At 44.1% G+C, this 13,079-nt stretch carries 10 protein-coding genes and 3 tRNA genes; 5 read left to right on the top strand and 8 right to left on the bottom strand.

Annotated features, from left to right (window positions below; genetic code table 11):
• Positions 1 to 92: 92 nt before the first annotated feature.
• The 5 genes from clpP to EXU30_RS16885 form a co-directional block, all read right to left on the bottom strand.
• The gene (gene clpP, locus EXU30_RS16905) at positions 93 to 704 is read right to left on the bottom strand and encodes an ATP-dependent Clp endopeptidase proteolytic subunit ClpP (RefSeq protein WP_130601993.1); all 612 of its coding nucleotides are present in this window, start codon (positions 702 to 704) and stop codon (positions 93 to 95) included.
• A 90-nt stretch (positions 705 to 794) separates the two neighbouring features.
• Positions 795 to 2,099: a trigger factor gene (gene tig / locus EXU30_RS16900; RefSeq protein WP_130601991.1), complete on the bottom strand. Its 1,305-nt coding sequence runs from the start codon at positions 2,097 to 2,099 to the stop codon at positions 795 to 797.
• Between the two features lie 305 nt (positions 2,100 to 2,404).
• Positions 2,405 to 2,480 (bottom strand) — tRNA-His (locus EXU30_RS16895).
• An 8-nt stretch (positions 2,481 to 2,488) separates the two neighbouring features.
• A tRNA-Arg gene (locus EXU30_RS16890) sits at positions 2,489 to 2,565 on the bottom strand.
• A gap of 91 nt (positions 2,566 to 2,656) precedes the next feature.
• Positions 2,657 to 2,733: transfer RNA gene (locus tag EXU30_RS16885), tRNA-Pro, on the bottom strand.
• A 384-nt stretch (positions 2,734 to 3,117) separates the two neighbouring features.
• Between EXU30_RS16885 and folD the strand changes: the two genes are divergently transcribed.
• Positions 3,118 to 3,972: a bifunctional methylenetetrahydrofolate dehydrogenase/methenyltetrahydrofolate cyclohydrolase FolD gene (gene folD / locus EXU30_RS16880; protein WP_130601989.1), complete on the top strand. Its 855-nt coding sequence runs from the start codon at positions 3,118 to 3,120 to the stop codon at positions 3,970 to 3,972.
• A 414-nt stretch (positions 3,973 to 4,386) separates the two neighbouring features.
• Here the strand turns inward: folD and cysS are convergent, their stop codons facing one another.
• Positions 4,387 to 5,766: a cysteine--tRNA ligase gene (gene cysS / locus EXU30_RS16875; RefSeq protein WP_130601987.1), complete on the bottom strand. Its 1,380-nt coding sequence runs from the start codon at positions 5,764 to 5,766 to the stop codon at positions 4,387 to 4,389.
• Between the two features lie 149 nt (positions 5,767 to 5,915).
• Between cysS and EXU30_RS16870 the strand changes: the two genes are divergently transcribed.
• Complete coding sequence (locus EXU30_RS16870) at positions 5,916 to 6,410, top strand: peptidylprolyl isomerase (protein WP_130601985.1); 495 nt, start codon at positions 5,916 to 5,918, stop codon at positions 6,408 to 6,410.
• A 3-nt stretch (positions 6,411 to 6,413) separates the two neighbouring features.
• The gene (locus EXU30_RS16865) at positions 6,414 to 7,133 is read left to right on the top strand and encodes a UDP-2,3-diacylglucosamine diphosphatase (RefSeq protein WP_130601983.1); all 720 of its coding nucleotides are present in this window, start codon (positions 6,414 to 6,416) and stop codon (positions 7,131 to 7,133) included.
• A gap of 3 nt (positions 7,134 to 7,136) precedes the next feature.
• Here the strand turns inward: EXU30_RS16865 and miaE are convergent, their stop codons facing one another.
• Positions 7,137 to 7,907, bottom strand: a complete 771-nt coding sequence (miaE, locus tag EXU30_RS16860) for a tRNA isopentenyl-2-thiomethyl-A-37 hydroxylase MiaE (protein WP_130601981.1) — start codon at positions 7,905 to 7,907, stop codon at positions 7,137 to 7,139.
• Positions 7,908 to 8,324: 417 nt separating this feature from the next.
• Between miaE and EXU30_RS16855 the strand changes: the two genes are divergently transcribed.
• Both EXU30_RS16855 and EXU30_RS16850 read left to right on the top strand, forming a co-directional pair.
• A complete protein-coding gene (locus tag EXU30_RS16855) occupies positions 8,325 to 8,921 on the top strand; it encodes a Yip1 family protein (protein ID WP_130601979.1) in 597 nt (198 codons plus the stop codon).
• A 359-nt stretch (positions 8,922 to 9,280) separates the two neighbouring features.
• Complete coding sequence (locus EXU30_RS16850) at positions 9,281 to 11,287, top strand: TonB-dependent copper receptor (protein WP_130601977.1); 2,007 nt, start codon at positions 9,281 to 9,283, stop codon at positions 11,285 to 11,287.
• Between the two features lie 107 nt (positions 11,288 to 11,394).
• Here the strand turns inward: EXU30_RS16850 and glnS are convergent, their stop codons facing one another.
• Positions 11,395 to 13,062: a glutamine--tRNA ligase gene (gene glnS, locus EXU30_RS16845; RefSeq protein ID WP_130601975.1), complete on the bottom strand. Its 1,668-nt coding sequence runs from the start codon at positions 13,060 to 13,062 to the stop codon at positions 11,395 to 11,397.
• Between the last annotated feature and the right edge of the window lie 17 nt (positions 13,063 to 13,079).

Here is a 13,079-nt window from a genome sequence, read left to right as displayed (position 1 = left end):
TTATGCTTTGACTTTTGTGTCTTACTACAAAGCATAGGCTACAAATTGAATTGCTACACAATAACCTAATGTAGCCTAAAGATCAGCAATGTTTAGCCACGCGTTGTTAACACTGAGTCAACCAAACCGTACTCAACGGCTTGTTCAGCGCTCATAAAGTTGTCACGGTCAGTATCACGTTCAACAACTTCAAGCGGCTGCCCTGTATGATCAGCTAACATTTGATTCAATTTATTCTTAATACCAAGGATTTCTTGTGCGTGGATTTGAATATCAGACGCTTGACCTTGGAAGCCACCAAGTGGCTGATGGATCATCACTCGTGAATTAGGTAAACAATGACGCTTGCCCTTTTCACCGCCAGCTAGTAGGAATGCACCCATACTTGCTGCTTGACCAATACATACCGTGCTCACATTTGGCTTAATGAACTTCATAGTGTCATAAATTGCCATACCAGCAGTAACTGAACCACCAGGTGAGTTGATGTATAGGTAAATATCTTTATCTGGGCTTTCTGACTCTAAGAACAATAGCTGCGCCACGATTAAATTAGCCATGTGCTCTTCCACTTGACCAACTAAGAAAATGACACGTTCTTTTAACAGGCGAGAATAGATATCGTAAGAACGCTCACCTTTAGCTGTTTGTTCAACCACCATAGGTACAAGAGCATTTAAAACTGATTCTGGCGCTTTATGCATTATTCAATTCCCTAAAATAAAAATGGCCCGCATGAGGAGCCTCATACGAGCCATTATAAATGGCTAAGTGCCATTTAAGTCAAGCTATGCTTACTGCTGAGCTTGCGCCTTGTTCATAAAATCTTCAAATTCAACGTCTTTAGTTGTAACTTTTGCAGATTTTAGTAGCTCTTCAACAGCTTGCTCTTCTAATGCAACATTACGCATGTTTTGCATTAGTTCTTTATTGCCGTTGTAGTACTCAACAACTTCACTTGGATCTTCGTAAGCTGAAGCCATAGAAGTGATTAGTGTTTGTACACGCTCATCTTCAGCTTCTAGCTTGTTAGCTTTGATAACTTCGCCAAGTAGCAAGCCTACTTTAACGCGACGCTCTGCTTGCTCAGTGAATAAGTCAGCTGGTAACTCAGGCATGTTTTCAGTTTGGCCACCGAAACGCTGCATTGCTTGTTGACGAAGTACGTTCACTTCACCGTCAATTAGTGCTTTAGGGATTTCGATTTCGTTAGCAGCTAAAAGACCTGTGATAACTTGCTCTTTTACGTTAGCTTTTAACGCTTGTTCAAGTTCACGAGTCATGTTCTTACGGATTTCAGCTTTAAGCGCGTCTAAACCGCCTTCAGCGATACCAAATAGTGAAGCAAACTCATCGTTAACTTCTGGTAGGTTAGCAGCTTGAACTTCGTTTAATGTGATAACGAACTTAGCAGCTTTACCTTTTAGGTTTTCAGCGTGGTAGTCTTCTGGGAAGTTAACTTCGATTTCGAACTCTTCACCAGCTTTGTGACCTTGGATACCAGTTTCGAAACCAGGGATCATACGGTTGCTACCTAGTTGTAGTTCGAAGTCTTCAGCTTTGCCGCCTTCAAACTCTTCACCGTCTACGCTACCTACGAAGTTAACTTTAACTTTGTCACCTTCAGCAGCTTCGCGCTCAGCAACTTCATAAGTCGCGTGTTGCTTACGTAGCGTTTCGATCATGTTGTCAACGTCAGCATCGTTTACTTCAGCTTGAGGTTGCTCAACTTCAATTGCGTCTAGACCAGTTAGTTCTACTTCTGGGTAGATTTCGAAAGTAGCGACAAACTCAAAGTTTTCACCTTCTACTTTACCTGGAGCAAAAGTTGGCGCACCTGCTGGGTTTAATTTCTCAGCCATGATTGCTTCAACAAAGTTGCGTTGCATTACTTCACCAGTCACATCTTGACGGATAGCAGCACCGTAACGCTTGTTGATTACAGATACAGGTACTTTACCAGGACGGAAACCCGGAAGACGAGCACGCTTAGCTTCACGTGATAAACTGTCTTTTACTAATTTCTCAATTTGTTCCGCAGGAACAGAAATAGTAAGGCGACGCTCTAGGCCTTGAGTTGTTTCAACAGAAACTTGCATTGTTTTACCTCGAAATATGTCTAACGTCCTTTCTAATAGTCGATTGGTTCAACTATTTAATTATTCGTTTCTTGATCATTGATTTTGACTAGGGTGTCCAACATAGCGAGAAAGAATAAAGACGCTTAATGGAACTAGCAACTCTAATGGTTATTTATCAAGACGCGACATTATAGCCACCGTTTTTAATAGAGTCGAGCATCAATAGTGGGATTTCAGGCATAAAAAAAGCGACCTAAGGTCGCTTTTCTATTGATTGGCGATTTTTTCGCAATCAACTTCCTCAAAATCTTGAGGGGAATGAGTGGGGTGACTGACGGGGATTGAACCCGCGACAACCGGAATCACAATCCGGGACTCTACCAACTGAGCTACAGTCACCACAAAAATGGTACGCCCGGCAGGATTCGAACCTGCGACCATCCGCTTAGAAGGCGGATGCTCTATCCAACTGAGCTACGGGCGCATGGCACAGCGTCAATGCTGTTCCTGTCTGGCTATGTGAGCTTACCTGCTCACTACTACTCGCTATCTTATGATAGCCAATAATTTAAATTTGGTCGGTGATAGAGGATTCGAACCTCTGACCCTCTGCTCCCAAAGCAGATGCGCTACCGGGCTGCGCTAATCACCGAGAGTTTGCCTAACATTTTGAGTCTCATAACGAGGGTTCCCCTCTGCTCCGCTCTTCACTAAGAGCCGTGATGCGCTGTTGGGCTGCGCTAATCACCGAGAGTGTTTCAAACAATAATTCTAAATTAACCGTGTTGCTTGAGAACGGGGCGCATATTAGCGAGTCACTTTGTCCTCGTCAACGGTTTTTTTGATGATATTAGTTATATGACGATTTTAACAGCGGTTCTGTCAGATTATCCCCCATTTATGAATAGAATATTTCTATATAGCGTTAAGCTTGAGCAATGACACTAATCGCCTTGCCTGTTAGAATAGCGCCCGAAAAAATCACTCACGGCCTAAACCTTCTTCTAGGCTCGCATGTAAAGGAACTCCTACTGTTATGACAGCTCAAATTATTGATGGCAAGGCAATCGCCCAATCAATTCGCAGCAATCTTAAACAACAAGTCGCCGAGCGCAAACAAAATGGTCAACGTGTACCAGGCTTAGCGGTAATCTTAGTGGGAAGCGACCCTGCATCTCAAGTGTACGTAGGTAGCAAGCGCCGCGCATGTGAAGAAGTTGGTTTTGAATCAAAGTCGTTCGACCTTGAAACCACTACCACAGAAGAAGAGCTGTTAGCTCTGATTGACCAGTGCAACGATGACCCTAGTATCGACGGTATTTTAGTGCAACTGCCACTGCCTGAGCATATTGAAGATTCAAAAGTTATTGAACGTATTCGCCCAGATAAAGATGTAGACGGCTTCCACCCATACAATGTTGGCCGCCTTGCCCAGCGTATTCCTGTGCTACGCTCATGCACGCCAAAAGGTATCATGACACTTATTCGCTCTACCGGTATCGATACCTACGGTCTAGATGCAACTATTGTTGGCGCATCAAACATTGTTGGTCGCCCAATGACGCTTGAGCTACTACTGGCTGGCTGCACAACTACCACCTGTCACCGCTTCACCAAAGACTTAGAGTCTAAAGTTCGTCAAGCTGACTTGGTCGTAGTTGCAGTAGGTAAACCAGGGTTTATTCCAGGAGAGTGGATAAAACCAGGTGCTATCGTCATTGACGTGGGGATCAACCGCCTAGAAGATGGCAGCCTAGTTGGTGATGTCGAATATCAAGCAGCAGCTGAGCGTGCAGCCCATATTACACCTGTACCCGGCGGCGTTGGTCCTATGACAATCGCAAGCTTATTAGAGAATACGCTGTACGCAGCTGAAGAATACCACGACTAAGCGTCTAGCGACTCGTATTCCAGAATGATGAAGCCTACCTAGTTGTAGGCTTTTTTATGCATTTTGTTTGAACAGAATAAAGTATTAGCCAACTAGGCTTTGTGTTAACTCCCTAGAAGGAAGCCTAGCCTAAACAGCCAAAGTTAAAGCATGTAGTTGCAATGACATTTAAAGCCGTTCAAAACATGGATGTTTTCATCGAGTCCACAAGGAAGTGTTCACGACGTGCTTTAAATTTCAATGCAACGTGAGCAAATTTAAGAAAGTTACCTGATCTGATGAACATTAGAAATTACAGGCAAAGCCTATTCGATGGTAACCACCTACCGAAGTTGGTGGTTTAGGGGTTGAAACAAAAACGGCAACCACTTTGGTTGCCGTTTGTTAATCAGCTTGCTTGCGCGTTTAAGTTAATTACTTTTTACGCCAAGTAGTACCGCTTGCGCCATCTTCTAAAATAACACCTAGCTCATTTAAACGATCACGTGCTACATCCGCTGCCGCCCAATCTTTTTCAGCACGGGCGCGGTTACGTTCAACAATTAACGCTTCAATCTCCGCCACTTCATCATCACTACCTTCACCTTTAAAGAAAGCATCGACATCTTGACTTGCGATACCTAGCACGTCACAAAGCGCTTTTAAGCTAACACCAAGCGCCGAGGCTGCTGCCATGTCAGTACCTTTAAGACGGTTAATCTCACGGACCATATCAAACAGCACTGAGTACGCTTCAGGCGTGTTGAAGTCATCATTCATCGCTTCTTTGAATTTAGCGACAAATTCAGTTGCATCGGCTGCTTCAACGGTTAAGTTGAGGTCTTTAAGCGCTGTGTAGATACGCTCAAGTGCCGCGCGCGACTGCTTCAAGTTATCTTCAGAGTAGTTCAGCTGACTACGATAATGGCCTGACAGCAGGAAGTAACGCACAGTCTCAGCATCATAGTGCTGTAGCACGTCGCGAATGGTAAAGAAGTTACCTAAAGACTTTGACATCTTTTCACGGTCAACCATCACCATGCCGGTGTGCATCCAGTAGTTAACGTACTGGGTGTCGTGGGCACAGCAAGATTGCGCGATTTCATTCTCATGGTGTGGGAACTGTAAGTCAGAGCCACCGCCATGAATATCAAAATGATTACCTAAATGCTTGCTATTCATCGCTGAACATTCAATGTGCCAGCCAGGACGGCCTAGGCCCCATGGTGATTCCCACGTTGGCTCGCCCGGTTTAGACATTTTCCACAGTACAAAGTCCATTGGGTTGCGTTTTGATTCTTCAACGTCGACACGCGCACCCGCTTGCAGTTGCTCAAGGTTTTGACCTGAAAGCTTACCGTAGTCAGCATAAGAGGTAACGCTAAACAATACGTCACCATTATCAGCCACATAAGCGTGCTCACGTTCAATCAGTCGCTCAACCAGCTCGATAATTTCTGCAATATGTAAAGTTGCGCGTGGCTCGAAGCTAGGACGCACCATATTTAGAGCATCAAAATCCGCATGCATTTCACCAATTAGGCGTTCAGTTAATGCTTCGCAAGATTCGTTGTTTTCAGCAGCACGCTTAATGATCTTATCATCAACATCGGTAATGTTACGTTGGAAGTTAACGTCATAGCCTATGTAACGCAGGTAACGGACAATCATGTCGAAAGATACAAAGGTACGACCGTGGCCAATGTGACACAAATCGTAAATGGTTACACCGCAAACATACATGCCGACTTTGCCGGGATTAATAGGTTTAAACTCTTGCTTTTCGCGGGTAACGCTATTGTAAATCTTCAACATTGATACTTCTCTTTGGAACTATTAATAAAGGTATATAAACAGTCGCTGAGTCTAGCATGACCTTAGGTGTTTTGAATACAACACTTTATGAAGCAATTTAGATAAGTTAAAATCCCGCCACGATTTTAGATCAACGCAAGGTAATGACCATGATCACACTACACACCAACCACGGCGATATTACGTTAGAGCTTAACGCTGAAAAAGCCCCTATCACTGTTGAAAACTTCATGAAGTACGTTAACGACGGTTTCTTTGACGGCACTATCTTCCACCGTGTTATCGATGGTTTCATGATCCAAGGTGGTGGTTTCACATCTGACATGACTCAGAAAACCACTAACGCAACCATCAAAAACGAAGCAAACAATGGTCTGTCTAACGAAATTGGTACTATCGCAATGGCGCGTACCTCAGACCCACATTCTGCGACAGCACAATTCTTCATCAACGTTAGCAACAACACCTTCCTTGACTTCAAGAATGAGTCAACTCAAGGTTGGGGCTACTGTGTATTTGGTAAAGTAAGCGCTGGTATGGACATTGTTGAGAAGATTAAAGGTGTTAGCACAGGTAATTATGGTATGCACCAGGATGTACCATTAGAAGCTGTTGTTATCGAAAGTGTCACTGTTGCAGAATAATCTGTGAGTACAGTTTTTATAGGCGATCTTCATTTAAGTGAAGATCGCCCTGACATCTCCAACGCCTTTATTCACTTCCTACAATCAGGACTTGATGATGTAGATTCGCTATACATCATAGGAGACTTGTTCGAAGTTTGGGTTGGAGATGATATCGCCCCGCCCTTTGCACTCGATATTGCGCGCCATATAGCTGCTGCAGCCAAAAAAACACCTGTTTACTTCATTCACGGTAACCGTGACTTCATGCTCGGCAAACAATATTGCAAACTTGCTGACATGCAAATCTTGCCCGAAGTGCACAAAATCAGCCTTTACGGTAAACCTACGGTAGTACTTCACGGTGACAGCCTATGCACCTTAGACAAGGCATACCAGAGATTTCGCAAGTTTCGTAGTATTGGTCTGTTTAGGTGGTTATATGCTTGCTTACCGAAACAGAAGCGTCTTAATATCGCAGCGAATATTCGTGGCAAAAGCGTTAAAGATAATCAGCGCAAAAGCTATCAAATCATGGATGTGGAACAAAGCGCGGTCGACGCCTTATTTGCTAAGACTGATAGCGTGCAGATGATCCACGGCCATACTCATCGCCCAAATATCCATACTCAAGCCGATGGCAATTGCCGCATTGTTGTGGGAGATTGGTACGACCAAGGCAGCGTACTTGTTGTTGATGAGGCTGGCGTGAAGCTGCAAAACCTCCCTTTAATGCCAGCTTGATTTTTATGCACCAATAGGCACGCCACTGTGAAAACAAAACGCCTCGTCAGGGCTAAGGATCAGTTGCGACTCAACATCTTTGAAATACGCCACCCGCTCATCAATATTCTCAGGCGAGACAGCTTGAGCAAGCGTTAAATAATCCTGGTAATGTCTGGCTTCTGAACGCAGCAGTGAAGTGTAAAAGCGCGCTAACTCGTCATCCAAAAACGGTGCTAACTTAGCAAAACGTTCACACGAACGTGCTTCAATAAACGCACCGATAATGAGTTTATCGACTAATGCATGAGGCTCAAAAGTGCGAACATGTTTCATTAAGCCTTTGGCATAACGACCTGCACGGCGGTTCTCGTAGAGAATACCCCGTTTGTGCATTATTTCCAGCACCTGCTCAAAGTGATGAAACTCCTCTTTCACCAAACGCACCATTTTATCGATTAGATCATCAGCTATAGCGAGTTGACCATTACTCGTTAGCTGACCTGCGAGCTCATTCTTTTTACCACTATTGGCAATAAATGATGCGATATCTGCCTGCTTGTTATAAACAAAGTCAGCATAAGGCTGTGACCATACAAGTAAGCGCTCGCCACTTTGTTTATCGACAGCATATTTACGGGTTAAAAATATCGCAGTCTGGGCGGCTTTCAACTCGCAGTTGCAATGGTCGATTAGCAAATCATTTAACTTATCTCGAGATGCCGCGAGCCTGATCCAACTATCTGGAGTTTCACAGCCAAGGAATTGATTAATAGGCGATAACAGTTCTTTCATAACTACAGAATATTAAAAATACTGCGGATATTGTAACTGCTATCACCATCATTAAGTAGGTTTAATCAGGGATTACACTTGACGAACAGACATATTTGTTCAATAAATAACTTAACACCTTTTTAACTTTGGGGTTATTTGCTAGGCAAGAATGCCAAATAGCAATGATAAAAGGGTGCACAATCACCTTAAGTGGATAAACTCTAGCGTTATAGAGTAAGTACTTAAAGTGGGGTTAGGTAGCTCAACAATTAAGAGCGCAGATTTAAAATGACTTACAACCAGTCACTGACAAACTGCAATCACCACCCATTTTTAATAAGTACCTGTGGGACTGATTAAGGCGATTGACATGCTGCGGTCAGTTCGTCGTTGTTTGGCGAGCTAGTCATATTTTGCTAAACAAGGATAATTATAATGATTTTGAATCACTTAATGGGGCTATACACTCATCCAAAACAAGAGTGGCAAACAATTGAACGTAACCATGAAGCACTGCGCAGCAGTTTAAGCCATGTGTTACTTATTGCTCTCATCCCTGCTGTGTGCTCATACATAGCAACTGCACATATCGGTTGGAATCCAGGTGCGGGCGATCCTCTCTACTTAACCAGTCAAAGCGCTATGTTCATGTCAGTAGGTATGTATTTTGGCCTCATCGGTGGCGTGATGGCGTTGGCATATCTCGCATTTTGGATGGGCAAAACCTTTGATGCCAACCCAACTTTCACCCAAGCATTAGAGCTCGCGTCCTATACGGCTACACCATTATTTATGGTTGGTTTCGCAGCTTTATACCCTGTGCTTTGGTTTATTATGCTAGTTGGCTTAGCGGGGCTCGCCTACTCTGTGTATCTGCTTTACGCAGGGGTACCGATTATTATGAACATACCTGAAGAAAAAGGCTTTATTTACGCGAGTTCAGTAGTAACTGCAGGCTTAGTATTACTGGTAGCGCTAATGGCATCAAGCGTTATTCTGTGGAGTTTAGGTTTTGGTCCTATGATGCAGTAACTTTAAGCGCCAAACCTTTGCCGTTGAACAATAGAACGTTGACCTATTAAGCGGAGAATAATGGAACGTTGAACACTGAAACGCTGAGCAGCTCGACAATTAAGTGAAACTAACCCCGACAACTTTAAGAGCTAATTTAAAGCACTCATACAGAACAACCCGTTTAACAACCAAACTAAAAGCGAGCTATAGGCTCGCTTTTTTATATGCTAACTGCGAGACCTTTGTTATATGTATGGTTTATCGTGACGAAAATCACGCGCGCATGTGACACATTGTCGCACTATGATGTTAATAGCTTGGCGGTATTAAGGAAGTTTGAGAAAAAGGCGTCAGAATAAAGAAGTAGGACGCTCAGGATGAACCTAAACAAAACTTTGATTGCGACATTTGTCACAGTCGCACTAACAAACCTAACTGCAATCTACGCAACTGCCGCTGAACAAAAACAGTTTGATACTCAGGCATGCGATGACTATATCGTGGTGACTGGTGAAGTCATGCGCGAGCCAAGCAAGGTCAACACAGATCCCAAGAAACCCCGCCTGCCCTTACCCGCTTATGATGGCTCAGGCTATTTAAAAACAATTCCGGGCTTTAGCGTTGGGCGTAAAGGCGGCGCAGGTGGTGACCCAAGCCTTCGAGGACTCGGGGGTTCACGGGTTAGTATTGTAGATGATGGTCAGCATGTTTATGGCACCTGCGGCGGACGTATGGACCCCCCTACCGCCTATATTTCCCCTGAATCTTACGACAATATTAGCGTGATCAAAGGGCCACAAACCGTAAAATACGGCCCTGTTGGATCAGCGGGCACCGTGCTGTTTGAAAAGGAGCGTCAGCAATTCACCGAAAGTGACGTAACTGGCAGAGCCAGTGCCACTGCAGGTAGCTTCGGTAGACAAGACTATTTAGTTGAGCTATCTGGCGGTGATGAGAATCACTATATCGACTTTGATGCCAACAAATCACAAAGCGATCATTACAGTGATGGCGACGGTAATAAGATTCAATCCAGTTACGATCGCAGTAACTTCAATTTAGCGCTTGGGTGGACCCCAGATGAAGATACTCTGTTAGAGATTGCCTATGGTACATCCGACGGCAGCGCAGAATATGCCGACCGAGCTAACAAAGCCCGCGAAATAAACAATGAAAATTTCACCTTACTTAGTCAATTTGTACTAGATGGCGACCTATTCACTAATACTGAGTTTCAAGTTTATGCCAATGAAAACGACCACATCATGGATCAGTTTGACCAGGGTAAAAATTCTGGCGTCAATGTACGGCGCGCGACAGCCGGCGGTCATCTATGGCTTGATATGAGTATAACTGACGACTGGAATGCAACCTTGGGCACTGACTATATGTTTAGTAAACATAAAGGCCGCTCTATTGACCCAACTGCTGACCATGGCTTAGATGACTTACTCAATAAACCCTTTAACGATAACCTGCAATACAACAACCTAGGTGTATTCATTGAGTCAGATTTTAAGCTTGATGCTACCGAAAAATCATCAAGTAAGTTGATGAGTGGTTTACGAGTGGATCAGTGGCAAACAGAATTATTTGTTGCCCAAAAAGGTAAGCGAGATGACACCTTAATCAGCGGCTTTGCTCGTTACGAATACAACCGAAACCATAGCCAGTACTACATCGGCGGTGGACACTCGCAGCGCATGCCCGACTACTGGGAGATAATGAAAGCATCTAGCGCAGGTTTATCTCAAAAAGCGTTTGATTTAGAAGCAGAGAAAACCTCGCAAATCGATTTAGGCTGGATTTACCAAAATGACATCGAGTTTTCTGCCTCAGTTTACTTTGGCAAGGTACAAGACTACATCTTGATAGATGCTAACTTTGACAAAACTGTCGCTTACAATGTAGATGCCACCATTTGGGGTGGCGAGGCAGCCTTGAACTACCCGCTTAACGATAACTGGTCCACGCAAACCACAGTCAGCTATAGTCATGGTCATAACGACACTCAAGATGTCGCCTTAGGTCAGGTTTCACCACTTGAAGGTCGTATTTCGATTAACTATGAAAACGATAACTGGACTGCAGGTTTATTCTGGCGTTTAGTAGCAGCGCAAGATCGCGTGTCGATTGGTCAAGGTAATATTTCTGGGCAAGATTTATCTGAGTCGAGTGGTTTTGGTACGCTCGCGCTCAATGGCTCGTGGAAACATGGCAATGCTGTGTTAATTAGCTTTGGTATCGAAAATATCTTTGACATCACCTACTCAGAGCATATTAGCCGCTCAGGTGCGGGGAACGACATTCCGGGCAGTGAACCTTTGTTTAAAGTCAACGAACCTGGGCGCACAGCTTGGGTAAAATTAGACTACACCTTCTAGCTTATTGTTTTATGTTTGGAGCATAAAAGAAATAGCCAAACCTAAGACACAAAAAAGCCTGCTAGCAATAGCAGGCTTTTGGACATCAAAGAACAGTTAAGGCTAGATTAAAATGACTCGCGCAGCGCAACCGTCATGTTAAATACTAGGCTATCAGCTTTAGAGTCTTTGTTATCAGCGCAGAAGTATCCTTCACGCTCAAACTGGTAGGCTTTTTCTGCTGGTGAATTAACAAGGCTTGCTTCAACAACACCTTGTTTAACCACTAATGACTCTGGATTTAGCGCCTCATCTACTGTATCAAACTCAGCTGGATTAGCTTGGCTAAATAGACGATTGTAGATGCGGAACTCAGCAGGTTTAGCAGTGCTTGCATCAACCCAATGGATCACACCTTTAACCTTGCGACCATCAGCAGGGTTCTTACCTAAGGTTTCATTGTCATAGCTACAATAAACCGTAGTAACGTTACCTTCACCGTCAGTTTCAAAGCGCTCAGCCTTAATAACATAAGCATTACGTAGGCGAACCTCTTTACCTAATACTAGGCGCTTATATTTCTTGTTGGCTTCTTCTCTGAAATCATCTGCATCGATGTATATTTCCTTACCAAATGCTAACTCACGCTTGCCCATCTCTTCCTTATTTGGGTGTGCAGGCGCGTTGATAATTTCAGGTTGCTCACTTGGATAGTTCTCAATCACAAGTTTAATTGGATTAAGCACGGCCATAGCGCGCGGTGCATTTTCATTTAAGTCTTCACGAATACAAGCTTCAAGCATGGCCACTTCAACCATGTTCTCTTGTTTTGTAATACCAATGCGCTGGCAGAACTCACGAATCGAAGCTGGTGTGTAACCACGGCGACGCAAACCGGCAATCGTCGGCATACGCGGGTCATCCCAACCGCTAACGATGTCGCGCTCAACGAGGTCGTTTAGCTTGCGCTTTGACATTAGTGTGTATTCGAGATTCAAGCGCGAGAATTCGTACTGACGGGTACGGTTAGGCGCTTGGAAATCATCAAGGTGATCTAACACCCAGTCGTATAAGCGGCGGTTATCCTGAAACTCAAGCGTACATAGCGAGTGAGTGATGTTTTCAATCGCATCCGAAATACAGTGAGTAAAGTCGTACATTGGATAAATGCACCACTTGTCGCCAGTTTGATGGTGATGTGCAAAGCGAATACGATAAATCACCGGATCGCGCATGCACATAAATGGCGATGCCATATCAATCTTAGCTCTAAGGGCGCACTCACCTTCTTTGAATTCACCTAGGCGCATTTTTTCAAACAGGCTTAGGTTTTCTTCAACACTAGTGTCACGGTATGGGCTTGGCTTGCCTGGCTCGGTTAGTGTGCCACGGTATTCACGGGTTTGCTCTGCATTTAGGAAGCAAACATACGCCAAGCCTTTGTTAATCAGCTCAACCGCATATTGGTGCAGTTGATCAAAATAGTTTGATGAATAGCAAATATCACCCGTCCAGTTAAAACCAAGCCACTTCACGTCTTCTTGAATTGAGTTAACGTAATCAATGTCTTCTTTCTCTGGGTTGGTATCATCAAAACGTAAGTTACACTGGCCCTGATAATCCTTTGCGATGCCAAAGTTTAGACAAATCGACTTAGCATGACCTATGTGCAAGTAACCGTTTGGCTCTGGCGGAAAACGAGTGTGCACGCTAGTGTGCTTACCACTGTTTAGGTCTTCGTCGATGATATTTCGAATGAAGTTGCTTGGGCGTACTTCAGTGTCCATATGGCTCATGGATTTCCTCTTTGGCA

Source organism: Shewanella maritima (assembly GCF_004295345.1).
Classification (GTDB): domain Bacteria; phylum Pseudomonadota; class Gammaproteobacteria; order Enterobacterales; family Shewanellaceae; genus Shewanella; species Shewanella maritima.
The sequence above is the reverse complement of the archived record's forward strand: the minus strand, read 5'-3'. Positions and strand labels throughout refer to the sequence as shown.